The 24,312-nt window shown below is 55.0% G+C and carries 27 protein-coding genes; 5 read left to right on the top strand and 22 right to left on the bottom strand.

Annotated features, from left to right (window positions below):
• Positions 1–187 precede the first annotated feature (187 nt).
• Positions 188–1,192 (top strand): type I glyceraldehyde-3-phosphate dehydrogenase, encoded by a 1,005-nt coding sequence (gene gap, locus KP814_RS22950; RefSeq protein ID WP_127968092.1) that lies wholly within the window; start codon positions 188–190, stop codon positions 1,190–1,192.
• A 25-nt stretch (positions 1,193–1,217) separates the two neighbouring features.
• Positions 1,218–2,666 carry a pyruvate kinase gene (pyk, locus tag KP814_RS22945; protein ID WP_216738960.1) on the top strand — a complete coding sequence of 483 codons (1,449 nt, stop codon included), beginning with the start codon at positions 1,218–1,220 and terminating at the stop codon, positions 2,664–2,666.
• A 197-nt stretch (positions 2,667–2,863) separates the two neighbouring features.
• On the opposite strand, the gene KP814_RS22940 is transcribed toward pyk, so the two are convergent.
• The 18 genes from KP814_RS22940 to KP814_RS22855 form a co-directional block, all read right to left on the bottom strand.
• The gene (locus tag KP814_RS22940) at positions 2,864–3,334 is read right to left on the bottom strand and encodes a hypothetical protein (protein WP_216738959.1); all 471 of its coding nucleotides are present in this window, start codon (positions 3,332–3,334) and stop codon (positions 2,864–2,866) included.
• Between the two features lie 4 nt (positions 3,335–3,338).
• Positions 3,339–3,962, bottom strand: a complete 624-nt coding sequence (locus tag KP814_RS22935; RefSeq protein WP_216738958.1) for a hypothetical protein — start codon at positions 3,960–3,962, stop codon at positions 3,339–3,341.
• Positions 3,963–4,116: 154 nt separating this feature from the next.
• Complete coding sequence (locus KP814_RS22930) at positions 4,117–4,821, bottom strand: MOSC domain-containing protein (RefSeq protein ID WP_216738957.1); 705 nt, start codon at positions 4,819–4,821, stop codon at positions 4,117–4,119.
• Positions 4,822–4,903: 82 nt separating this feature from the next.
• The gene (locus KP814_RS32925) at positions 4,904–5,350 is read right to left on the bottom strand and encodes an alpha-ketoglutarate-dependent dioxygenase AlkB (RefSeq protein WP_371824081.1); all 447 of its coding nucleotides are present in this window, start codon (positions 5,348–5,350) and stop codon (positions 4,904–4,906) included.
• Between the two features lie 12 nt (positions 5,351–5,362).
• Positions 5,363–5,986, bottom strand: coding sequence for a LysE family translocator (locus KP814_RS22920; protein WP_216738956.1), 624 nt, complete (start codon positions 5,984–5,986; stop codon positions 5,363–5,365).
• Positions 5,987–6,231: 245 nt separating this feature from the next.
• Entirely contained in the window at positions 6,232–6,345 is a 114-nt protein-coding gene (locus KP814_RS33485) for an SEC-C metal-binding domain-containing protein (protein ID WP_216738955.1), read from the bottom strand.
• 323 nt (positions 6,346–6,668) lie between these two features.
• Positions 6,669–7,367 (bottom strand): hypothetical protein, encoded by a 699-nt coding sequence (locus tag KP814_RS22910; protein ID WP_253938580.1) that lies wholly within the window; start codon positions 7,365–7,367, stop codon positions 6,669–6,671.
• A 263-nt stretch (positions 7,368–7,630) separates the two neighbouring features.
• A complete protein-coding gene (locus KP814_RS22905; RefSeq protein ID WP_216738953.1) occupies positions 7,631–7,957 on the bottom strand; it encodes a hypothetical protein in 327 nt (108 codons plus the stop codon).
• Positions 7,958–8,090: 133 nt separating this feature from the next.
• A complete protein-coding gene (locus KP814_RS22900) occupies positions 8,091–8,618 on the bottom strand; it encodes a tyrosine-protein phosphatase (RefSeq protein WP_216738952.1) in 528 nt (175 codons plus the stop codon).
• Positions 8,619–8,640: 22 nt separating this feature from the next.
• Complete coding sequence (locus KP814_RS22895) at positions 8,641–9,126, bottom strand: C40 family peptidase (RefSeq protein WP_216738951.1); 486 nt, start codon at positions 9,124–9,126, stop codon at positions 8,641–8,643.
• A gap of 47 nt (positions 9,127–9,173) precedes the next feature.
• Positions 9,174–9,797 carry a response regulator transcription factor gene (locus tag KP814_RS22890; protein ID WP_216738950.1) on the bottom strand — a complete coding sequence of 208 codons (624 nt, stop codon included), beginning with the start codon at positions 9,795–9,797 and terminating at the stop codon, positions 9,174–9,176.
• Between the two features lie 10 nt (positions 9,798–9,807).
• Positions 9,808–11,148, bottom strand: a complete 1,341-nt coding sequence (locus KP814_RS22885) for a cache domain-containing protein (protein ID WP_216738949.1) — start codon at positions 11,146–11,148, stop codon at positions 9,808–9,810.
• Positions 11,149–11,209: 61 nt separating this feature from the next.
• On the bottom strand, positions 11,210–12,496 hold the full coding sequence (locus KP814_RS22880; protein WP_216738948.1) for a TRAP transporter large permease subunit: 1,287 nt from the start codon (positions 12,494–12,496) through the stop codon (positions 11,210–11,212).
• The gene (locus KP814_RS22875; protein WP_216738947.1) at positions 12,493–13,038 is read right to left on the bottom strand and encodes a TRAP transporter small permease subunit; all 546 of its coding nucleotides are present in this window, start codon (positions 13,036–13,038) and stop codon (positions 12,493–12,495) included. Before KP814_RS22875 ends, KP814_RS22880 begins: the two co-directional genes overlap by 4 nt.
• Positions 13,039–13,196: 158 nt before the next feature.
• Entirely contained in the window at positions 13,197–14,321 is a 1,125-nt protein-coding gene (locus KP814_RS22870) for a TRAP transporter substrate-binding protein (protein ID WP_216738946.1), read from the bottom strand.
• A 216-nt stretch (positions 14,322–14,537) separates the two neighbouring features.
• Positions 14,538–15,038: a protein-tyrosine phosphatase family protein gene (locus tag KP814_RS22865; RefSeq protein WP_216738945.1), complete on the bottom strand. Its 501-nt coding sequence runs from the start codon at positions 15,036–15,038 to the stop codon at positions 14,538–14,540.
• 42 nt (positions 15,039–15,080) lie between these two features.
• Complete coding sequence (locus KP814_RS22860; RefSeq protein ID WP_216738944.1) at positions 15,081–15,551, bottom strand: hypothetical protein; 471 nt, start codon at positions 15,549–15,551, stop codon at positions 15,081–15,083.
• An 84-nt stretch (positions 15,552–15,635) separates the two neighbouring features.
• Positions 15,636–16,007 carry a hypothetical protein gene (locus KP814_RS22855; protein WP_216738943.1) on the bottom strand — a complete coding sequence of 124 codons (372 nt, stop codon included), beginning with the start codon at positions 16,005–16,007 and terminating at the stop codon, positions 15,636–15,638.
• A gap of 423 nt (positions 16,008–16,430) precedes the next feature.
• Between KP814_RS22855 and KP814_RS22850 the strand changes: the two genes are divergently transcribed.
• Together KP814_RS22850 and KP814_RS22845 are read left to right on the top strand one after the other, a co-directional pair.
• Positions 16,431–17,198 carry an ABC transporter substrate-binding protein gene (locus tag KP814_RS22850; protein ID WP_216738942.1) on the top strand — a complete coding sequence of 256 codons (768 nt, stop codon included), beginning with the start codon at positions 16,431–16,433 and terminating at the stop codon, positions 17,196–17,198.
• Between the two features lie 160 nt (positions 17,199–17,358).
• Entirely contained in the window at positions 17,359–19,275 is a 1,917-nt protein-coding gene (locus tag KP814_RS22845; protein ID WP_216738941.1) for a 5'-nucleotidase C-terminal domain-containing protein, read from the top strand.
• A 39-nt stretch (positions 19,276–19,314) separates the two neighbouring features.
• Here KP814_RS22845 and arfB read toward each other — a convergent pair whose 3' ends face one another.
• From arfB to KP814_RS22830, 3 genes are all read right to left on the bottom strand, one after another.
• Positions 19,315–19,734 carry an alternative ribosome rescue aminoacyl-tRNA hydrolase ArfB gene (gene arfB / locus KP814_RS22840; RefSeq protein WP_216738940.1) on the bottom strand — a complete coding sequence of 140 codons (420 nt, stop codon included), beginning with the start codon at positions 19,732–19,734 and terminating at the stop codon, positions 19,315–19,317.
• Between the two features lie 2 nt (positions 19,735–19,736).
• Positions 19,737–20,570, bottom strand: coding sequence for a hypothetical protein (locus tag KP814_RS22835; protein WP_216738939.1), 834 nt, complete (start codon positions 20,568–20,570; stop codon positions 19,737–19,739).
• 90 nt (positions 20,571–20,660) lie between these two features.
• Positions 20,661–22,484: a P-loop NTPase fold protein gene (locus KP814_RS22830; protein WP_216738938.1), complete on the bottom strand. Its 1,824-nt coding sequence runs from the start codon at positions 22,482–22,484 to the stop codon at positions 20,661–20,663.
• A gap of 312 nt (positions 22,485–22,796) precedes the next feature.
• On the opposite strand from KP814_RS22830, the gene KP814_RS22825 reads away from it, so the two are divergent.
• Positions 22,797–23,345, top strand: coding sequence for an HNH endonuclease (locus tag KP814_RS22825; RefSeq protein WP_253938578.1), 549 nt, complete (start codon positions 22,797–22,799; stop codon positions 23,343–23,345).
• Positions 23,346–23,370: 25 nt separating this feature from the next.
• Here the strand turns inward: KP814_RS22825 and KP814_RS22820 are convergent, their stop codons facing one another.
• Positions 23,371–24,285, bottom strand: a complete 915-nt coding sequence (locus KP814_RS22820; protein WP_216738937.1) for a hypothetical protein — start codon at positions 24,283–24,285, stop codon at positions 23,371–23,373.
• Positions 24,286–24,312: the final 27 nt, after the last annotated feature.

Raw genomic sequence — 24,312 nt, 5'->3', positions numbered from 1 at the left:
CCAATTGAACGCCGGGCGGCTGCGCTGATACGCGGGTAACTCCAAGCCCGACGAGGAAAAACTCAATTATTTGGTAATATTACAAGATTAATTGATCAAAATCACGACACGACCGTACCATTCCAGAAATTATTTTGTTATATTTACTACATGTGAAAACAAAAAATTCCCCACCTGGAGGATTGGCATGACGATTCGAGTTGCTATTAATGGTTTTGGTCGCATTGGACGCAACGTTCTCCGCGCCCTTTATGAAAACAACTATCGCAAAGACATTCAGGTAGTCGCTATCAATGATTTGGGCGACTCCGCCATCAACGCTCACCTGTTCAAGTATGACACAGTTCATGGGCGGTTCTCCGGTGAAGTCAGCCATGACGAAGAGTCCATGACCGTCAATGGCGACCGTATCTCTATCAGCGCGCAAAGAGACCCCAAGCTGCTGCCCTGGAAAGCCCTGAACGTAGACGTGGTTTACGAGTGCACCGGCTTCTTCACCAGCAAGCCCAAGGCCATGGCTCATATTGAAGCCGGCGCCAAGAAAGTGATTATTTCCGCTCCCGCGACTGAAGTAGACGCCACAGTGGTCTTCGGCGTTAACGAAAACATCCTCAGCGCGGACCATCAGGTTATTTCCAACGCCTCATGCACCACTAACTGTCTGGCGCCGGTCGCTCAGGCTCTGCAGGCTGCGGTAGGCATTGAAAGCGGTTTGATGACCACGATTCATTCTTATACTAACGATCAAAAACTCACTGACGTATACCACTCGGACCTGTATCGCGCACGTTCCGCGACCCAATCCATGATCCCCACCAAGACTGGCGCCGCTGCGGCGATCGGCCTGGTGCTGCCGGAACTGGAAGGCAAACTGGACGGCATGGCGGTGAGGGTTCCAACCATCAATGTTTCTCTGGTGGACTTTTCTTTCATCGCGGGCAAAGACACCAGCAAAGAAGAAATCAACCAAATCATGCGGGAAGCTGCTGCGAAATCAGCAATTCTCGACTATAACGAAGAGAAACTGGTATCGGCCGACTTCAACCATTCGGCGTTCTCCAGCATCTTTGACGCGGGCCAAACCAAAGTTAAAGGCCGCCATGTAAAAGTCATGGCTTGGTACGACAACGAGTGGGGCTTCTCCAACCGTATGCTGGACAACACGCTGGCTCTGATGAAGGTCGCCAGATAATCCGGTTCATACGAGAGGTAGAGATATGTTACGTCGCACCAAAATAATCGCCACACTGGGTCCAGCCACCAGTTCGTCTGAGGCGCTGGAATCCATTATCAAGGCGGGAGTCGATGTTGTCCGGCTCAACTTTTCCCACGGCGAGGCCGCTGAGCACATCGCCCGTGCGGAACTGGTGCGCGAACTCGCGCGCAAGCAAAATCGTTTTGTCGCCATTCTTGCCGACCTGCAAGGCCCCAAGCTGCGCATCGCGCGGTTTGTCGACGGCAAAGTCACTCTGACGCCAGGCCAGCGCTTCGTATTGGACGCGCGCCTGGATAAAGAAGCCGGCGATATTGATCGCGTCGGCATCGACTATGAGCAGTTGGTGAACGACGTCGCCGCCGGAGACACGCTCCTGCTTGACGATGGTCGTCTGGAGCTGCTGGTCGAAGAGGTTGTTGGTTTGGAAATTATCTGCCGCGTGGTTATTGGCGGCAAACTTTCCAACAACAAAGGCCTGAACAAGAAAGGCGGCGGACTTTCCGCCAAAGCGCTGACGGATAAAGACAAAGCAGACATCAAGACCGCCGCCAAACTGGGCGCGGACTATGTCGCCGTCTCATTCGCACGCACTCCGGAAGATATGCATGAAGCGCGCGCGCTGCTGAAGGCGGAAGGCTCTAACGCCAGCCTGATGGCGAAAATCGAACGCGCAGACCTGGTTCATAATCCCGAACAACTGGACGCCGTTATCCTGGCATCCGACGCAGTCATGGTAGCTCGTGGCGACCTGGCGGTGGAAATCGGCGACGCAGAACTGGTCGGCGTACAGAAACACATTATCGCCCGGGCCAGAACCCTGAACCGGGTGGTGATCACTGCGACTCAAATGATGGAGTCCATGATCAGCAGCCCCATGCCGACTCGCGCGGAAGTGTCCGACATCGCCAACGCGGTGCTGGATTACACCGACGCAGTCATGCTGTCCGCCGAATCAGCCGTGGGCCAGTATCCCGCGCAGGCGGTAGAAGCCATGGCGCGGATTTGCGTTGGCGCAGAGAAACATCCGTCCACGCATCAATCCAAACACCGTATTCACGAGGGGATGGCCCGCATCGACGAATCCATCGCTCTGTCGGCGATGTATGCGGCCAACCATCTCCAAGGCGTGAAGGCGATCATTTGTATGACTGAAACCGGCGCTACGCCGTTGTTGATGTCGCGCATCAAATCGCCTCTGCCGATTTACGCGTTCTCGCGCCACCATGAAACTCAGCACAAAGTCGTTCTGTACCGCGGCGTGCAAACGATCCCCTTCGATTCGGATCAGCATCCTAACGAAGAGATCAACCAATTGGTGGTGAATGAGCTGGTGAAACGCAATGTAGTGACCGATGGCGATCTGGTAATCCTTACCAAGGGCGACTACGTCAACGCACAGGGCGGCACCAATACGATGAAGATCGTACGCGTAGGAGGTTCTATTCAGTAAGGATGAAGGGTCCCAAACGCTTTTTATCCGCTTTAGCAGGAGACCGTGTCTAACCCGGCCTCCTCATTTTCGATCACACTCTCGCACTCGCAATCTGAGTGATTTAGCAGGGTTCCGGAGTCCCCATTCCACCCTGCTCTTTTTTTGCCTGCGATTTGGACTTACGCTCCGCAACATGCGCCAAATTTCAGCCCCTCCTACCTGCCTGTCCCCAAGCGTAACTGCATATCCTCGTCGCCAAACCGCTTGAGCGCCTGCCGGACGACACATGTCGAACGCATAAACGGGCAAACGAAATCTGTAGGTAAACGACCTAACAGCAACTTCTCCCGTATCGCTTTATGCGCCGTACAGATATGCATGCGCTTATCGAACACATCCAGATAAATCTCATGATTCACCAAGTACTCATAGAACTCCCGGTTTGGGTAGTGGGGCTCCAGCTCCTCTACTTGCTCACTTTCCTCATGTGATTTGCTGGCGACCAGGTATTCCTTAACATTGGCGATAGTTGTCTGCAAAGGCGAGTCTGCATCCCCTTGCCAAAAAGCGATAATTTCGCCTTGTATGGAGTGACCCAGGCCAGCCCACCAGTCCTCCACTTCCCCATGTCTCTCCTGCGCCACGCCTTCAAGAAAAAATGCGGGCGCAGACGTACTACTTTTCATTAACTCAATCTCCTCCACAGCCGCCTCCGCATCCTCCGTCGCCGCCATCGCTATCTCCGCCACCGGCGCAGCCGGAGCCGCATCCAATATGACTGGCGCAATAGCCCACGCCGCCTGGACCTTTGCAGTTAAGGCTATAAACAAAACCATCAGGAATCTGTAAATCGTGATCCATCGAGAAAATCATCGGCAAGCGACTTGGGTTGCGACGATCTATGCCTTCCTTATGACAGGCCAGCCGCCATGCGGTCTTAATGCCATTCTGGGCCTGGGTGGGGCTTTGCATGGCTTCCGCCGGCGTATGATGTAAGAAGCGGCCGAAACACTTCTGACAAAACTGCTCGTATGCGCGGGTGAACAATATGAACTCGTGCCAAGCCACGTCCACTGCCTGCGAGGGCATGGCCACCATGCGCCGACCGCCAAGCTGGCAGAGCCCAAAATACTCCTTTAGCCCTGTCATGACCATCTCTAACTGCGAGTCATTCAGATGCTGGTATTTGTTCTGGACCTTGCTCTTTATGCTACCGGGAAATTGAAATGCCTTCAGTGCTTGTCGTCGCGCCCGATTAAGCAGCACACGATAGAGTATAAATGCAATGATCGCTCCCGCCACCAACCACGCCATGACGCTCACCTCTTGCGTTGAGGATAGGACGAAGCCTCCTGCGTCGCGCCTTCCAGTATTAACGGATTACGTGAAAAGTATGGATTACAAGTAAAGTTTAGACGTAGCTTATTTATCTTGTGCGATGACTTTCAGCCATGGCGCCACAGAGCAATCATTCTAAAAATGCGTGTTCGCCTTGCCGCAATACACCGGGCTCTATCACCTGCGCATAGACGCCGAAATTAAATTGCATATGTTCGCCAATCGTCCGGGGGATCATAAGATCATCGGGTAATTCAGACTGCCGCATCCCCGTCATCACGCACCGTTCAGTCAGTCCGCTAATTTGCAGACGCAGCCCGCCGGAAAAGGAAAGGGTCTTACCCAGCCAGTCATGCTCAACCACGCCAACGCCAGTGGTCGACAGCAGGATATTAGGCCGAAAGCGGCGTTCATCAATACGCGACTCAGGCAGCAGCCCTCGCAACCAGTGCAGCGCTGAAGTTGAAATCAGGTGTACAGGCCCCGCATCAAGGTGCGATATAGCCTCTTCTCGCGCCAGCGTTACCTCCTGCTCCAACACGGAGGAAAGAGCTTGATTCAGGTCGGGATGGTCGTTCGACATGATCCGCCCATCAGGCAATTGCAACGATACCAAGTCGGCGTCAGAGCTCGCGCTCATCCTCAAAAGCCCTTCTATCCTGGCGAAGCGTCTTGTGTTCTTACCGCTGCCAAATTTACCCGCTCTGTTGCGGACAGCGAATATCCGGTCGCCCACCACGCCGCGTCCATCAAACGCCAGTGAGTCGAGCTTTTCCCCCAGTAGTGATTTAACCGGATAGCGCCACAGAGAGGAGGCGGCTCCAATTGACTGCATGCCAAGGTTCCTTATTTGAGAATGAGCCGGAATGTAAGGCTGATGCGCTCCCCTACGCCCGGCATTTTGGGAATCGCATGCATCAGCGGTCCTGTATGCCTTTATCCATATACAGCAGCGCGCCATGTTCGAGCATATAAGTTACAACATGCGCCTTATCCGCTTTGCTACGATAGGAAATACGCCGCTCGGCGCCCAAAGAAATGATCGCCACGCCCGTTCCCGGCGCTAACTCTTCCGAGGCATCGGAGTGATATCCCATGGACGATTCGCCATCGGGGTAGTAGTTCAAAAGACAATTATTCGGGTAAAAGCCCAGCGTCTTTTCAATGTCGCGTCCTACTCGCGCCAGATTTTCCGGTAGCTCCGTTTGCGGATAGCTCATGCCTGAATAATCATATGAGACGCCAAAGCTCGCCGTTTTCCTGGCTTTGAGACGTTCATCCCACGCCACGTTATCTTTCAGCTCACAAAACAACGCATCCGGGCGTTCCACAAAGGCCGTTTGCAGAATGATATCTGGAGTCACCTCGCAAACCGCCTAGCCATGCCTCGCCGCAGCGGTTAGCACGCCTGCGCCAACAAGCAGGGAGCCGCCAACGCGGTTGAAACGCTTTAGCGCTTTGGGATCACGTAATATGGAGCGCAGTTTGCCGGCGAACACCGCATACATGGCGGCGTTGAGAACGCCTAACACCAGAAAAGTAGCGCCGAGTATGACAAATTGTGGAGCCAGCGCCGCCTCAGTGGAGACAAATTGCGGCACGAAGGCGATAAAGAAGATGATGCTCTTGGGATTAAGCGCCGTGGTGATAAACGCGCTGAGGAACTGACTGCGCCCGCTGACGCCAGTCGTCTGCCCATCGTCAGCGCTCAGCGACGTGGAAGAGCGAAACATTTTCACGCCCAGATAGGCCAGATATAACGCGCCGACCCACTTCAATATCGTGAACGTAAAGGCGGAAGCCGCCAGAATAGCGCCAAGGCCGAGAAAGGACAAAGTCATGGCGACCAGATCTCCCAATCCCACGCCCGCCGCCAATGGCGCGACAGAGCTTTTGCCTGACGACAGCGCCTGGCTGACCACCAGCATGACGGAAGGCCCTGGGATCATCACCACGACCAGAGAGGCCACCACAAACATCAAATAAGTATCCAGACTCATACGCCACCGCCATAACGCTGTAGATCAAATATTGCTCCCAGCAATGTAACCCGCTCACGCACAGGGGGTCAATGAAGTAGAAAGGGGTATAGATAGGGAAATATCTGGAGGCCATCGCCCCGCTTGCATGAGCGGCGGCGATGGCTGAGGTAAGTCTGACTTTGCGCGCTTGCCGACATGGGGGTCGCAAGCGCCTGCTTAGCGGAAATAGTCGTCTCGGTTAATGCCGTCGAAAGCAACCTGACTTAAGACAACATTGTTTGAAACAACCTCCGTGAGCCACAGGGACAGGGATCATTTCTCCCCAGCTTCTCATGCAGATCTTTGTCTCCATGAACGACTCTGTAGCCGCGCTTCACCTGAGTTTCAGATGGATAACCTTTCCTGCGCTTACTGGTGACCTCGAAAGCACAGCATTTCTTCGTATTTGGTACGCATGACACACCTCCATTGATGTTTCCGTCATTGTTGCTCCTCTCGCCTAACGGCGGGGAGGCGGCATCATAGCACTAGAAACGCGTTCGACAAAATCGCGCCGACATCATCAGGAGGACGAACAGGGACAAGTCTGGAATAGATAATAGTGTTGCTTACTATACTTACTACAGATGAGGAAAGAGAGGATATTCTGGAGAGGTCGCAGGGCCTGTTGATCACAGAGCCCTGCTTAGAACACGCTGTACTACAGACGACGATGGATACGCGCGCCTTCTTTGGTGCGCTGATCCAAACGCGCCATGATCTCGCGCATTTCTTTCGCTTCTTCTGAAGCCTGGTTACGCTTCTGCGCTTCCATTTCCGCTTTCTCAGCCGCAATCGCTTCGCGAATGCGTTTTTCCTTCGCTGCTGAGCCAGTACGGCCTTCAGACAGCTTGGGACGGTTCACTGGAGCGGGAGCGGTTGCGCCAGTCGCAGATTTGGCTGCTTTCGCCAGACCTGCAGCGCCGGCTTTCTTCGCCGCCTTCTGCCCCGCTTTGGTCCCACCGCGACGGCGGGCCTCGATACCGGCAATCAATGCGCGCATCTCTTCCGCCTCACGGGTGGAAGCAGTGTGACGCAGTGGTCTCGGTTCCGCTTTAGGGGCGGGCTTTGGAGCTTCCGGCTTAACCACAGCCTCTTTTTTCTTCGGCGTATAGTCGGGATCGTCAGAGCCGTCCGACATTTCCTGTTTCAATGCTTCCAACTCTTTCATCAGATCCATTGATGGTTTGGATTTGTTCTCTGGTCGAGTCAGTGTGACTTTGATTGCTTTGGCGCCCAGCGCTTCCATCGCTTCAGCCAACATTTCCCGAAGTTCTTTAGGGTTATCAGAATAACCCCACTCTTCCATTTTGAAAGAGTCCGCGCCGCTGGACCGCAGAGTTTCAAAGAACTCACCCATTGCGCCTTCGGATTCCTGGACCAACAAATGCCCCCAATGATCCTCCAATGACCTGCGGGTGCTGCCCGCAAAAACTTTCCCCGTAACTTGATCGGTAGCAGTAAAAACTATCACCAAAAACCTCAAATTCGTTGCCGCACACTCTTCTTTTTCCTGCTCGAAGACCTAACTTCGAGAGGGCCGAACATTATAAAGAGATAACCGAAAATTATAAGGGCTGACAAACAGTCTCAAATGTGCATGGCGGGAAAAATTTTGTGAAATTAGAGGTCGATTTCGGGCTCTCCGGCGCAGTCAAAGGTCAGTTCGAACGCATCCGTCGTAACGATAATCTTTTGTTGCGCGCCTTTCTGCGCACTCAGCACGCCAATAACGGTGGGCATATAGTCAGCGTCGCCGACGGCGTCAAAATAATCCGCTTTGCAGGTAGTGACCCCGGAAAAAATTGCTCTTCTGGTAACGATGCCGGATTCCGGCTCCGGTGTGAGATCCAGACACAATTTTGCGGTCAAAGGAGAATAGTCGATTCTGACGACCCAAAATGGATCAACGCCGATCAACTTCCTTTCAAGAAGATTCGTCATTTTCATGGTCAGTCCCACACAAGGGTTCAATATTGAATTGAACCATCATAAAGGAAAGAAACCTGTTTAGACTGGCGTTAGTTGATTAAAAATTGGTTAATTCCTCCGCAAGAAAACCGCTACGGGTTGTCACCTAAAATCAGATTAGCAAGGCTTGCTTGAGAAAAGCGGACACGTCAGGACTGTACACATAATCAGATGCGCGGCCGATGCCTTGTAAGGCGGTTTCTATATTAGCGCTATCCGCTACGCCGTCTGACAGAAGATATTCTTCAACAATGACATCTTGAGGCACATCAATGAGAGCAAGGATCAGCGCGACAACAACGCCGGTCCTGTCTTTACCCGCCGTGCAATGAATCAAAAGCGGGAAGGCGACGTCTGCACATATTGCCGCGAGTACTCGATTGAGCCAGTTACGCACCGCGCCGCTTGCTGTGACGTAATTTTCAACACTGTCCACGGCGGGAATATGGAGCTGTTTTTTGCCTACAAAGACGTGATCTGGACCGCTTCTCAGATTAAGGATGCAATCCACGGGCGGAAGTTCTGACACGCTGAATAGCTCATTAACCGTGCCGCCGCGGAATAACACGCCCTCACGCATTAACTCGCGTCCGGAAAGGCAGTTCACCGCCTCTCCGACGTCACGCAGATTGGGAATCACTCTAGACGACGCTTGTCTTTACTTACTTTACCCGCCGCGCCTGCCAAAAATGGTCGGCCCAGTAGCCGTTATGCAGATAGGCCAATTCCACGCCGTTACTGGTGGATGCATGCAGGAAACGGTTATTTTCCACGTAAATGCCGACATGAAGCCCTTTCCAGCCGCCGGGTTTGAAGAACACTAAGTCGCCGGGTTGCAGTTCTTTGCGGCTCACCTGACGCCCTTTTTGCGCCAACCCTTTCGTGGTTCTGGGCAGCCTGGCGTCGAAACGCTCCTGAAAAGTGAGATACACCAGGCCTGAACAGTCCACGCCGGACTTATCAAGGCCTCCATAGCGGTAGTCTACGCCGCGCCACTCGTCATACTGGTCATACAAAGCGGCGGCGACAGGGCTGGATATTTGTTCTGGAGAGGGTATCGCCGTCGGCGGATGATTCACCCGCACAGAGCTACACCCGGAGGCGAACGCCATCAGAATGGTGATTAATATGAACCCGGATATACGCATCGGCCGATCCTCTAAACTTGCGCTGACAGGCGAAACGATAAACCGACTTACATTAACCCATGCTTAATGGCGTACTTGGTTAATTCCGCCGTGGAGCTAAGTCCCAGTTTCGCCTTGATATTCTGCCTGTGAGTTTCCACTGTACGCACGCTGATGGCAAGCTCTTCCGCAATCGCCTTGTTACTCTTGCCTTCCGCCACTTTCTTCAATACTGACGCCTCCCGGTGAGTCAGACTGGCGGACGTCTCGCCGCGCAACTGCGGCTGGGAAAACAGGGCTGCGGAGGCGCCGCTGCTGATATAAGTGCCGCCTTCATAGACAGTGCGAATGGCGCGAATCATTTCATCCACAGACACATCTTTAAGAATATAGCCCTTGGCGCCTTTGTGCAGAATCTGCGACACATACTCTTTATTGTTGTGCATGCTGAGAATCAGCACGCGGGTATCGGGAAAGTGCTGCGCCATATACTCCGTGGCGTCGATGCCGTTCATGCGCGGCATGCTCACGTCCATCATCACGACATCCGGTTGATGGGTCGCCACCGCTTCAATCGCCTGCTGACCGTCCGTGGCCTGAGCCACTACATCGATGTCCGGCTCCTGCTCCAGCCGGGCGCGGATGCCTTCCAGCACCAGAATATGATCGTCAACCAATACCAGTCTTATCATTCTTGTCTCTTTATCCCATGAAGGTCACCTGAATGCAGGTCCCTTTGCCTTCTTCCGAATGTACACTGAAGTTTCCGCCAAGAAACTCCACTCGCTCGCGCATATTGCGAATCCCGATGCCTCTGCCGTGGCCGAGACGCCGCAACGAAAACCCTGCGCCGTCGTCCTTCACTTCCAGAAACAGTCCTTCCGCATCCTGCTCCAGGCGTAACGTCACCTGCCTGGCGCCGGCATGTTTTTCCACGTTATATAACGCTTCCTGGGCGATACGGTAGAGGGTCGTGGCGATATCTTCATCCAACTTGGTTTCCGATACCTGCAGATACACGGATACGTCGATGCCGGAGCGCTCTTCAAAATCTTCTCCCAGATGCTCCAACGCCGCCACCAGACCTAGGTCGTCTAAAATACTGGGGCGTAAGTCGTGACTGATACGCCGCGCTTCCTGAATCGCCTGTTTCAGGGTTTCCCGTCCTTTCAGCAGAGGTTCGCGCAAGGTTTGCTGGCTTTCCTGCAGCAGGCCCAGCACCGTCTCGATACGATATTTCACCGACACCAGCAATTGATTGATGCCATCGTGCAGTTCCCGGGACACCCTTCGCCGCTCTTCCTCCTGCAGCTGTACCGTTTTATGACTGAGTTCCTTGAGGCTTTGATCCGCCAGCCGGTGTTCATGCACGTTGAACCAGATTGATGCAATCAGCACACCCATCACCGCCAGCAAGGCGATAATGACGAAGGTCAGCAGCGCATCCGCCACGTTCTCGTCCACGCCGTCTTTGATCAGCTCCATTTCCTGTTGAATATCATCAAGGTAGAGACCAGTGCCGAACATCCAGTTCCAGGGCGGCAGGGACTCCACATAGCTGATCTTGTCCACGGTCACCCGGGAGGTCGGTTTCTGCCAGAGATAGTTGTGAAAGCCGCCGCCTTCCGTAGCGCGCGCCAGCAGATTGCGGATAACGTAGTTACTGTTGTTGTCCTTAATATTCAGCAGGTCCATGCCCACCAGTCCGGGCTGGGTGGCGTGCACCAGATTCACGCCGCTGGGGGTGTAGGCGAAGAAGTAGCCGTCCTCACTGAAATGCATGCGCTGCATCAGTTCCTGAATGCTGCGCTTCGCCTCTTCGTCGGACTCCGCTTTCTCAATCAGATAACCGGAGGTGATGCGCATGATGCTGACATAGCTTTTCAGCGCTGTTTCCTTGGAGCGCAGCAGATTGTTCTCAAAGGTCTCCAGTTCACGCTGCGCCAGCTCATCCGCCAGATTCACCATCGCCAGCGCAAATGCGATGGAGATCAGCAGCAACGGCGCTAACGCCAACAGAACAACTTTAGTGCGCAGCGTCATGACGCAAGCCTCCAGCAGATAAACAGGATCTGGCGGAGCGCCTCCCTGCGCCTCGCCTCAATCAGACTTCAAAGCCAAACAATCCTGGCGCGACCAGCAGCAAAATCAGCACCAGCGCCTGCAGGATGATGAATGGCGTCACGCCCCGGTAGATGTCCATCGTAGTCACCTCTTTCGGAGCGACTCCTTTAAGATAGAACAAACTAAACCCAAACGGCGGCGTCAGGAAGCTGGTCTGCAGGTTCATGGCGATCAGCACCGCAAACCAGACCATACTGATGCCCAGCGATTCCGCCACCGGCGCCAGGATCGGCACAATAATAAAAGAGATTTCCACGAAATCGATGAAAAATCCCAGCACCAGAATAACCAGCATGGTGAGGATCAGGAAGCCCCACTTCTCACCGGGCAATTGCGTCATCCAGTGCTCCACCAGCGTATCGCCTCCCGCATAAGTGAAGGTCATGGAAAACGCCGTCGCGCCCAGCAGAATCGCAAACACCATGGCGGTGACCGTCACGGTTTCGCGGCTGCACTCCCACACCATTTTCCAGGAAAACTGGCGGTAGCACACCGCCAGCAGCAAGGCGCCCACGCCACCCAGAGCGGAGGACTCCGTCGGCGTCGCGACGCCGGTGAAGATGGATCCCAGCACCACCAGAATCAACGCCAATGGCGGCAGGATAGAGAACAGCGCGATTTTCACCTGCTGCGCCCGGTTCTCGCCGTTGTCCGGCAATGCCGGCGCCATATCGGGATTCAGCCAGGCGACGATCAGAATATAGGCAATGTAGGCGACGATCAGCACCACGCCGGGAACCACCGCCGCCTGGAACAGGTCGCCTACGGGAATGCCCATCACATCGCCCAGAATAATCAGAATAATAGAGGGAGGAATAATCTGCCCCAAGGTGCCGGAGGCGCAGATGGTCCCGGTGCTCAAACCCTTGTGATAGCCGTACTTCAGCATGACCGGCAATGAAATCAGCCCCATGGCCACCACGCTGGCTCCGACCACGCCCGTAGAAGCCGCCAGCAAGGCGCCGACCAGTACAGTGGAAATGGCTAAGCCGCCGCGAACTCCGCCGAAAAGACGTCCCATGGCCTCCAGCAACTGCTCCGCCAATCGGGTCTTCTGCAATACCAACCCCATGAAAATGAACATGGGAATGGCCATCATCACGGTATTTTCCATGATGCTTTGAATCCGGTACGGCATGAAAGCAAACAGCTCCGGCCCCTGGGCGATCAAGCCGAACACCAACGCCACGCCGCCAAAAGTGAATGCGACGGGGAAGCCGAACATCAACATCAGCAACGCCACCGCGAACATAATAATGCCGATCACGCCAAGCCCTCCTTCGCATGAGACTCTGCGTACTTCTCTCCCAACAGCAGCACTCTCAGCGCCTGAGTGATCATGCCCAGGCCGGACAGCAGAATCAGCAGAGAGGACAGAGGAATCAATGACTTAATGATCCAGCGATAAGGTAAACCGCCTGGATCGCCGCTGCCTTCCATCAGATCGAAAGCATCCACGGTGAAGCCAAAACCGAAATACATCACCAGCAGTGAGAATGGCGTGACGAATACGATCGCCCCAACCATGTTGACGATGGCTTTCACTCGATCCGACCAGCCTTCATACAGCACATCCACGCGCACATGGCCATCCGTACGCAGCGCATAAGGAACGCCTAATAAAAAGACGGCGGCGAACAGATGCCACTCCAATTCCTGCATGCCGATAGACACCTGATTGAACAGATATCGCATCACCACGTCGTAAAACACGTTGACCAGCATCAGCAGGAAACAGCCTGCGGCAATAAGGCCGCAGAGGTGAGACGCCCGCTCGAACAGGCGATCGAAGATCTTAATCCACTGCATATTCCACTCCGGCCCGGGCGCAGGACAGCCCTCCGACGAATTGCTCCCACACGCAGCGCCTCCTCAGGCCCGCCTATAACAGGCAGGCGCTTTGTATACGCCAGTGAAAGTTCCGCCGGAGGCGCGCTCTGTCTGAGCGGCCCCGGGTTTAACTGCGATTAGCCTTGGGGTTGGCTGTTGAGGTAGGCGAGATCGGAAATCTCGGTCCAGCGACGCGCTTTCAGCATGTAATCGTGCTGCGACTTAAGGATTTCCGCCGCCATGGGATCGGTAGCGGCTTTTTCCGCCAGCAGCTCGTCGTTCGCCTTACGCATGGCGGCGATAACTTCTTTGGGGAACGTGCGCAGTTTGACGTTGGGGAATTCCGTTTGAATGGTCGCCCAATTCTCCGCGCTTTCGTGAGTGGACTGAATATACATGTCGTAGGCGGCGGTGCGCATGGACACCCGCAGAATCTCCTGCAGGTCCGCAGGCAGTTTCTCCCAGGATTTCTTATTGATCATGAACTGCAACTCGGTCGCAGGCTCATGCCAACCGGTGTAGTAATAAGGCGCGATTTTGTGGAAGCCCATCCGCAAATCCAGAGAGGGACCGACCCACTCCAGAGCGTCGATGGTGCCGCGCTCCAACGCGGTATACAGCTCGCCGGATGGGATATTGGTGGGGCTCACGCCGATTTTGGCCAATACTTCGCCGGCGAATCCGGGAATGCGCATTTTCAGACCCTGCAGGTCCTGCAGCGAGTTGATTTCTTTCTGGAACCAACCACCCATCTGGTTGCCGGTATTACCCCCAGGGAACGAAAGTATGTTGTGCTTGGCGTAGACTTTCTCCATCAGATCCATGCCGCCGCCGTAGTAAAACCAGGCGTATTGCTCCGGCGCGATCATGCCGAAAGGCATGGTGGTGAAGTAAAGCGTCTCAGGCACTTTGCCTTTCCAGTAATAGGAAGCAGAGTGGCCCATGTCATACTGGCCAGTCTTGACCATATCGAACACGCCGAAGGGCGCTTTGTGCTTGTTGGCGGAATCAATGGTGATTTTCAGCCGGCCATTGGACATCTTCTCCGCCATCGCCGCCATATTGCGGGGCGCATCGCCGAATATCGGGAAGTTAGGCTGCCAGGTTTCCGCCAGCCTCAAGGTATACACTTGTTCCGGGGCTTTGGCTTCTGGGGAGGCGGCCTGCGCACTGGCGGCCGGACTGGATTCGTTGCATCCGGAGATTCCGAAAGCCAACAAAACAGATACGGGAAGGATTCTCAGGAATCGCTTAAGAGTCATATTGTGTACCTTTCTTATATTTATTTTCGCGTAATAACCGCCGTCGCCGTTAAACGGCAATGGGCTCGCGTCGCACTCGTACCCGGGCGCTTCACAAAATGCTCTCTTTTTGACTGATCAAATTCTATCCGTATTAGCGCCGTTAGGCGGTGGGCGAATACGCCCGCATAACTACGGACTCAATCTAAGTAGTACTACGTAGACGAGAAGTTGACATTATTGGGATAAGGCGCGGGCATGCTCTATCACCCAGCGCCGCTGCGCGTCCGTATCCGGCACTTCCACGCCGCGCTTCAAGCTGATTTCAGCGAAAGCCTGCTCTGGGGTCCAGCCATGACGCACCAGCAAAGAGGCGGCGATCGTGCCAGTGCGTCCGATGCCGGCGCGGCAGTGAATAACCAGATGATCGCCCGCCAACACGGCGGGATAAATAGCGTCCAGCAGTGCGGCGACGTCCCGCACGGACCTGGGCAATCCGAAATCGGGAATGGGGAAATGGGTAAACGCCACGCCCAAGCGGCGACACAGCTCCGGCGCCTGCGTCAACCCCAGCTCACGAATCTCCTGGGTCTCCAGTAGAGACAGCATCCTGGTGACGCCGCTGCGGGCGATGCCCGCGAACTCCTCTTCCATCCACTCCCCGGCGACCGGTTTGGCCATGACGGAAAAGCGGCCGCTTCCAATAGGTTGAACGGGGTAAATGGTGCTGACGAGCACGTTTTGACTCCTTAGCTTACGAATAATCGAAAGCGGCTATTTTTACTCAGCCCCCACGTACTCGTAAAACAATTCGCAGTAATCCACGTCTTTGTCCGCGCCGGCGCGCAGGCGCTGTTTCAATTTCTGAGTAGTGGCGTGGTTGGCGGCGTAGTCTTTGAGTTCGCCCTGAAACTCATAGTTCATCGCTTCCACCAGCTCGCAGAGCAGCCGGTGATCGCAGTGGTCGATAAAGCCCAGGGACTTGTCCAGGGCGCGCTTGAAGTCTTTGGTAAGGAGAGAGCCCAGCGCGGAGGCCTTCAGCCATTTGTCCGCTCGTTCGTCGTCCAGTATGTGCTCGCTCAGTTCGGTGGTTTTCGGATGATTGCGGATGGCGAGTTCAACAAGGGCGGAGTTGGCGCAGAAGGGTTCGGATTGATAATCCTGGACTAATTCTATCAGGGTATTTTCCTGAAGCGCCGTCCAGTCCTGCTCATGGGGAAAAGTCTTCTGAATATCGTGGAAGTCGGTCATTCCTGCTTTCTCGCTGATTATTATTCCTTTCGCGCCCACTCCAACGCGCCTGCATCAGAGCGGACGACTTGTCACATCAGCAGCTTACCAGTCTCGCCACTCGCTGGCGATACCCTCCCCGTCGCCATAATTTTCCGGATCGATGCCCGCCGCTACGGCGATGGCGTCAAACAGATCGCACAGCTCTTCCCTTTCCGCCGTTTCGATCAAGTCCCCGCCTACTGTGTCGTTAAGGTAGTTAAGCGACTCCACGGCGACCTCAAACTGTTTGACCTTCACCTTCTCCGTCGCGCCTTCACCCAGCTCCAGCAGAGCTTGCAACAAATTATCCATAATCCGTCTGGCGGCGGTGTTATTCTCGTCCGTATATTGCTCCAACCCATCCTGGAAACGCTCCGCCCAAAGATCGAAAGGATACTCTTTCTCGGTGCGCCGCAATCGCTGTTCATATGACAAATCAATGTCCTCCTGTCGACAGAGTGGGTGAACATGGCGTGAGAAAAGAGAGCGAAAGCTTAACCCGGAGCGTCTCGGCTCCCTTCTCTCACGCAGACGCAAATTGTAAACATCGAAACGACAGGATCACGCTCCCCACGCCCTGAACCGGCTTGTTCGCAACAAAATCATGACAATTTGACTCGTTTTCCAGAGATATACTGTAAAAAAGTCAAATAGCGTCACTTTTAAAAAGAGTGTAAAAATACGGACGCTGGGAACGCGCCTGAATTGAAATAGACCAGGGCCGGACATACTTTAGATTGGTGAAATTTTACCCAGCGCGAGTTCGTGCGACGACGCTCTTCTATACATGCACTCGTCACGCAGCGCCGGGCCTCATGATAATTCTTGATTTGGTTTCGAGCATACGGGTAGGTCCTATTGAGCATCGTTTTATTACGTAGATTGGCGTCCTGGTTACTGGTCAGCGCAGGACTCTGGACAACCGCCGCCTCCGCTGACAGTTCCATCAATCTGGCGTGCAACTACTTCCCTCCTCAAAAAATCGACTCTCCCGAGAACACGGACCGGCCGGGTTACGACATCGAGCTGTTACAGGCCGCCTTCCAACAGGTGGGCGTGGCGGTCACCTTCCGCTATTTCCCATGGAATCGCGCGCTGGAACTGGCCAGAACCGGAACCTACGACGGCCTCTGCAGTTGCTCGTATCTGCCGGAAAGAGAAAGCTTTCTATACTTCTCCGACGAACTGGGCGCACTGGAGAAAGGCTTTTTCACCTTGAGCGGACGCAAAATTCATAAAGTCGGCGCACTGAGCGATATGAAACCCTACAAGCTGGCGGTGGTGCGCGGTTACAACCTGGAGACGGAGCTGGAAAAAGCGGGACTGGAAAACATCGAAACCGTGGGAACAGACAAACTGCTGCTCAATATGCTCACCTTCCAGCGCGTGGACGCCATCTATTCCTTCGCCGACACGATTCAGTATGAGGCGCAGCAGATGGGGAATCCCCCCGAATTGAACTTCATCGGCATAACCAGCGCGCCCTATTACACCTGTTTCAGCAAAAGACACCCCATGAGTCTGGACACCATGCTGAAGTTCAACAAAGGTCTACGCATGATTCGCGAGTCCGGCGAGTACGACCGCATTCGCCAGAAATATCTGGGCGTCCCCAAGTCATCCTGACGCGACGCCATATCGCTATCGCTCCCTTGACGCCGCGCCACAGGGAGCGCCCCTCTTCCCTTCTCCGTTAGTTGCAACATTGCCGCAATAATTCAGTGGGACACTCCCTGCTCCGATAACAACGAACTTCAACACTCAAATTCACTGTGGAGCATGTCTTATGGCGCCTTTTCCTTTAACGCGCGCAGGCGCAGTATTGTGCGCGTCGATCGCACTCGCCGCCTGCAGCGACAGCAACAACACCCAAAGCAATGACGACTCCGGGTTCAGCCTGAGCATCCTGCACATCAACGACCATCACTCCCATCTCGCCGCGTCCACCTTCAGTTACGACGTGAGCGCGCTGGGTCTGCAAACCAAGGCGGATAACGGCTCTGACATCGGTTCGGTGACCGTTTCTTACGGCGGTTTTCCCATGTTGACCAGCCTTGCCGATACTCTGGCGGATGAAAAGCGCAATGTCCTGAAACTGCACTCTGGAGACGCGGTTACCGGCACTCTGTATTTCACGCTGTTCGGCGGCGAAGCGGATGCGGAGATGATGAACCGGATCTGCTTTGACGCCTTCGCCCTCGGCAACCATGAGTTCGACAACGGTGATAGCGGCCTGGCGTCATTCCTGAACTATCTGGCTGCGGACGATTGCGGAACCGACGTCCTGGCGGCCAACGTCGCTCCCGGCGACGCCTCGCCTATCGCCCAAGGCTACATCAAGCCGTATGTCATCAAGGAAGTGGGCGGCCAGAAAATTGGCCTTATCGGTATCGATATCGCGCAAAAGACCCAGGAATCCAGCCGTCCTGACGCCGGCACCACCCTACTCGACGAAACCGCCACCGCGCAGAAATACATTGATGAAATCAGCGCCCAGGGCGTCAACAAAATCATCCTGATGACGCACTACACCTACGCCAACGACCAAACCCTGGCGGCGAGCCTGACTGGGGTGGATGTCATTGTCGGCGGCGACTCCCACACCTTGATGGGCGGAGAAACGTTCACCCAACTGGGCTTCAACGTCGTCAGCGACTACCCGAAAAAGGCCACGGATAAAGCCGGGGACGCGGTCTGTATCGTACATGCCTGGGAATATGCGCACCTGCTGGGCGCCCTGGACGTCAGCTTCGACGCCAGCGGCAAAGTCACCGCCTGTAGCGGAAATCCTTACATGCCAGTCGCCAAGTCGTTCACCTATACAGCCGCGGATAAAGTCACCAAAACCCTGCCTGCCGCTGACGCCGACCGGGTGACGCAAGCGTTGACCAGCCGCAAGGAAATCGTCTCCACCACGGCGGACGCCATTTCAGAGCGCCTGCTGGCGATTTATGACGATGAAGTGGATACACTGAAGCAGACCGTGATCGGTACGGTATCAGACAACCTGTGTCTGGTGCGCTGGCCCGGTGAATCGCGCTCCAGCCTGTGTGACGTGTCGGAGAACTATGTCAACGGTAGCGATATCTCCAATATCGTCGCCAAAGCCTTTCTGACCGTGACGCCCACCGCCGATATCGCTATCCAGAACGGCGGCGGCGTGAGAACGGACATTCCTATGGGCGACCTCACCGTAGCGGACGCCTTTACGTTGCTTCCCTTCTCCAACACCCTGGTGACGCTGGAGATGACAGGACAACAAATCGTCGACGTGCTGGAGGATGCGCTGTCGAATACCTTGGATAACAATGGCTCTTCCGGCTCCTACCCCTACGCCGCCGGCCTGCGTTTCAATGTGGACGCCTCACAGGCCAAAGGCGCGCGCCTGTCCAATGTGGAGGTGAACTCACGTGTGGCGGGGGATTGGAGCGCCATCGACCTGAACGCGACCTACACCGTGGTCACCAACGACTTCATCGCCTCCGGCCAGGATGGCTACAACACGTTCGCCACGCCTTATAACGCCGGTCTGTATGTGGATACGTTCACCGAGTATGCGCAGGGATTCGTGGATTATGTGGACGCGCTCACCGAAGACGGCATGACCGTGGCTAAACTGCCGATCGCCGAGTACAGCACTCAGCAGTACATTGGCCGCGACGGTTGCAATCACAGTCTGTCGGCAGACTGCGAGAACTATTAATCAGGCAGGCCGATATCATCGCCATGTTAATAATATAAATCAGTCGTAACGGTTCACTCGCCCGCGGGAGGATTTGACCTGAGCGCGCTTGGTTTTGCCTTCCAGGCGCCGGGTTTGTGAGCCTTTGGTAGGCTTGGTGGCGATGCGTTTCTTGCGCGTCGCCATCGCTCCCACAATCACTTCCTTCAGCCGCACCAGCGCGTCCTCGCGATTTTGCTCCTGAGTGCGATATTGCTGGGCTTTAATGACGATCACGCCGTCTTTGGTGATGCGCTGATCGCTCAGCTCCAGCAGCCTTTCCTTGTAAATGTCCGGCAACGACGACGCTTTGATATCAAAACGCAGATGCACGGCGGAAGAGACTTTGTTGACGTTCTGCCCCCCGGCGCCTTGGGCGCGGATGGCCTGCATGTCAATTTCATGGTCGGGAATGCTGACTTTGTTGGAAATCTCCAGCACGATTACGAAGCCTCCGGGTCCGTGTATGTGGTCAGCCGGTTTTTCCATCCCGGCAGCCATTTTTCCTTTTCGATAGGATTTGCGGCGTTATGCGCCCGTCTTTCCAGCACAAAAATCGCCGCCATGCGGAACGCCAGCAAAGGCGTCCTTCCCTGCTCAAAGCGATCCATTTCCTCCAGCACCTGCTTCAGGCCCCAGCCCTCGCCTTTGTAACGCTCCGACTCCGACAGGCCATCGCCTTTGAAGTTGACGTAATCAATCAGCGCATAGGCCCCGCCGCGGGTTTCGCTCAAGCGCATGACCCGCAGACGGATGGTTTCATGGCTGCCGACCGGCGCAGACTCAATGATCGCTTCCAACGACGTGGACGCCCGCTGAAACATAAAGGCGACCTGCTGCGCTTTGGTGCGCTCCAGAAAGCCCCGCAGTTCCTCAACCTGCGGACTGTTCTGAACCGCCAGAAACGCCTGTCGGGTTGGCCAGGGGGCGTCGAGCGGGTCCAGCTCCAGTATCCAGGAAGGAGCGACCACGCCTTGCGTCAGCATGTATTGAAACAGCAGAGGAAAGCTTTCCTTAAACTTCTCCTCGACACCTGCGGGATACCAGATGAAATGACCGATTCCCAGGGATGGAAACGCCTCTCCCTGATTCCAGGTCACCAGACATTCGCGCTTGCCCGCGCATTCATTTTGAAAAACTTTGCGCCCTACCCAGTCCAGATCCGCATCGCCAAGATGCAGTTGCGGACTGGATGTAGTCTCTGCGCAAGCGGAAAGGAACACTGTCACGGCGATAATCAGCGGCCGCAAACACCCGCCCAAAACTCTACTCAGCATAAAACGTACGATCAATAACCTGCCTTAAATACTCACTTTACTGGTATGCGGCGGGAATTGGTATCGGGTAAAGGTTGGGGGCGTCCTGCTTCAGCCCTTCAGCACGGGCTCAATCTCCTCGGTTTCAATGGCGGGCAGCACAAACGCCTTGATCGCCGGAATGAGTTTGTCTTCCCATGCCGGCTCTTTGATGATCGTCAGAACGTCATGATCGATGCGGCCCAGGCTGTCGCCGTCTTCCAGCGGTTTCACCCGCTCGCCGCGCAGGAATTTTTTCCAGTAATGCAGCCCTTTCTCGCCAAGCTGATCCGGATGATCGTTGACGTATTCCATCGCAAACAGCGCAACCATCATGGGATAAGCGAGAGGTTGCCGCTGTTCGCTCAGGCCCGGCGCTTCATCCTCGGTCTGCAGCCAGTCCTCCCGCAGGTAGGCGCGCAGCAGGTTATAACCATTATACAGGCGCTTGATTTGCCTGGGATTACTTAACTCGAAATGCTCCAGCCAGTAATAAAACGCTTGTTTTTGCTGGGGCGCCATGCCTTCCGCGTTGGCGCGAGCTGGGGCATCGGGCAGCAGTTTATGAATCGCCATGTGGGACGTTTCCTGCTGCAGGTCAGCCTGAGCGCCGCAAACACTTCCCAGATAGCGCGTTACGGCGGCCGCATCGGGCTCGCTGAGCGTAATAGGCACATGCATAACTTTCGCCAGATAATCCCGCGCAATCGCCTGGGGATTCTGCCACTTGTGCTGCGGGGCCAGCTTTTCGTAATGCATCGCCAGCGCAGTGAGGGCGATTTGCTGGTTGATGGCGATGATCACGGTGACGCGGGGAATATTCATCACCAGACGCAGGGTCTCAAAGGTTTTGACGATGTTCTCATAACTACAACGATCCAAATCCTCCACCACCAGCAGAAAGCGGCTTTCCGGTCCTTTTTTGGGATTCAGCCGCAGCTCGCAGAGCGATTGCAGATGGTTGTGCATGACCGGAGCGGTTCCCAGATAGTGCCCATAGGTGGGCAGACGCAGATACGTGTTCAACTCCGGCGCCATGGGACTCGCCCAGACCGTCTGAAAGTATTTATAGGAACCCGCCAGCAACAATGCGGGAATATGCGCGGCGATTTTGCCGATGCCTGAAGAGAACACGGAAGTGTCGTCCGAGTATTGCACGCACCAGAATACGATCTGCAATCCCAATACGGCGGCAAAGATACAAATGCGCTCTGACTTCAGTTTCCAGCCGAACTTGAATGTCAGCAGCAGTTTTTGCCGGTTGTGATATCCCAGGTACAGCAAATACAGGATGGAGGACGCCGCCAATACGACGCTGGCGGACATCAGCCAGGACACCATGCCGTCGCCGATTAAATTGGTCACCCAGGTATTGAATCCGGCGTAGGCCTTTAGAAAATGCAGCACTGCGAGAGCGAGAATAATCACCGCAGCCAGTGAAAAAAGCGCCTTTCCGACCATATTAAGCTTCAAGGAAGAGGATTTCCCGTTCCCTGCCGGTGTTGCAAACGCTGACAATGCCTTGATCGTCTCCTGCGCCAGCCCGGCCTGAGGACTCTCCGTATGCTCGTATTTCCAGGCGTTATACTCGCCGAAGAGAAAGGGCTGCTCCTCACCGTACTTTTCCCGCAGCGTCTTCTTCAACTGCTGAATAAACGAGGTTTTGCCGACGCCCCAATCCCCCATGAGCCCAATGGTTTGATGATCATTGTTAGCCGGGGCGGCCAGAAAGCCGGCCAGGGTATCCGCCAGAGGCGACCGGTTGAGCATGTCCTCGTCATTGCTGGTTTCTGAGGCGATTTTGGTGGAAGGACGGTAGGCGGACAGCGGCGCTTTATTCACTGTCGGCGCGCCTCCGATTGTCTGCAACTGCGCCTCTGAAATACTCCCGCTCATATCCGTGTCCCTGCTCTGAAAGGCTGATGTTGAAAGTGTAGCAGAGGGAAAGAACCACCCGGTTATTGATGACTGGACAGGCAGCATAAGAAAGCGGCTTCGGGGGACCGTTTCCCGCCATTTTTACAGCGCTTGCGCTGACCACTTTCAGGAATACAAAATCCGTTCCGGGCGTACAAAAAATCATCGACTTGCTCACTTAATTTACCGAAATACATGGAAAAAACTGCTCACTTGTAATACAACTGTCAGAGTAAATGTATTTCATATAGCACTGGAACGTGCCTAATTGACGAAAGATCAGAGGTGTCCATGTATCCCATGGTACTCAAGATAACGCCGTCAGGACTTCCTCAGTGTTGGCTGGATGTTTACGCCGCCGTGACTGAGATCGTGTGCGATAGGGCGTTATACACATTTGGAGAAATATGCTCCACACTGCATGGCGGGTATAACTCGCAAGGAGTTCAGTCCAGCATTGACGTGCCGCAGATCATCGTCGGCCGCAAGGACCCCAAAGAACTGCGCAGCATTCCTCCCCTCCTCAACCGCTACCTTTTTTCCCGAGACAGCTTCCGCTGCATGTACTGCGGCGAAAAATTCCACCACAGTCTGCTGAGCCGCGATCACATCGTGCCCTTGAGCCGTGGCGGTCGTAACGTGTGGACCAATGTGGTGACGGCCTGCAAACGCTGCAACGGGCATAAGGGCGCGCGACTGTTGAGCGAGTGCAACATGGAGTTGCTGGCGGTGCCTTATACGCCGAACCGCTACGAGTATCTGTATCTGGCCAATCGACGCATCCTGGCGGATCAGATGGAGTATTTGAAAAAAGGCTTCCGTAACCTCCTGGTGGCGTAACAGCGGAAGCGCCCCTCAATTTGCTTCAGGTCCCAGAGCACCTGTGGCTTTGATCGCCCAAAAGATGCCTGCGCAGCGCCATGGGCGCGGCGAAGGAAGAGCCTTTCAATGGCGGCCAGGGTTTCGCAGGATAATCCGTACGTTCAGGAGAATAGCCCGTGAGGCAGGTTACCGGTACGTCCGCGCAATCATCTCCGTCCACATCGTAGCCTACCGGCGCGCCGGTGGCGTCCAGCACCAGTCGGAAGAAGTACGCGGCTTGCTCGTGGGTATCCACTAATTCGTTATCGGCGATGAAGTCGCCCAGTTCCTCCTCCACCGCGCCCACCGTCACTACGCCATCCGCAAAGGAATAGGTGTTGACCATGCCGCGCCCGCCATTGCCGGCGATGGTGTAGACCTGCACGCCGCTTTCCGCCAGATCCTCCATCAGACGAATGATGCGATAGCTGAGATTCCATACCGGATCATGTTCCGCCCAGCTGCGCACAACCGCTTTGTAGTTTTCCACATTTTCCGAACGCAGGGGCTTTTCAAAAGCGCTGATCAAAGTGGAGGACTCCCATGACAACACCACCGCGTCGATGGGCTCGCCCCAGAAGACATGTTTGCGTACTTCCGCCAACTGCCGCAGGATTTCTTCCTGCGCAGGCTGACCGGGAGTGAGAGGATAAGGCGTCACCTCCACTTGCGGCGCGGAGGCCAGCAGGCTGACGATGTCGCCATGGTATAGCGGCTCTCGCTTGCGGTCGCGATCCAGATCGACCATGCCGTTGAGCCAACCGTCCATGTCCTTGTCTTCATCGGAAGCGAAGGACTCGTCGCCAGGATAAAAACGGTCAATCACCGCCACCCTGTATAAGGGCTGCGTAGGCGCGGGCGGCTCCAGACTGCATGAAGCGCTCAACACCGCCGCAACCATGAAATATGAGAATCCCATAAGCCGGCTCCCGAATATTTCAATCCT

The organism is Hahella sp. HN01 (genome assembly GCF_018986435.1).
Lineage (GTDB): Bacteria > Pseudomonadota > Gammaproteobacteria > Pseudomonadales > Oleiphilaceae > Hahella.
The sequence above is the reverse complement of the archived record's forward strand: the minus strand, read 5'-3'. Positions and strand labels throughout refer to the sequence as shown.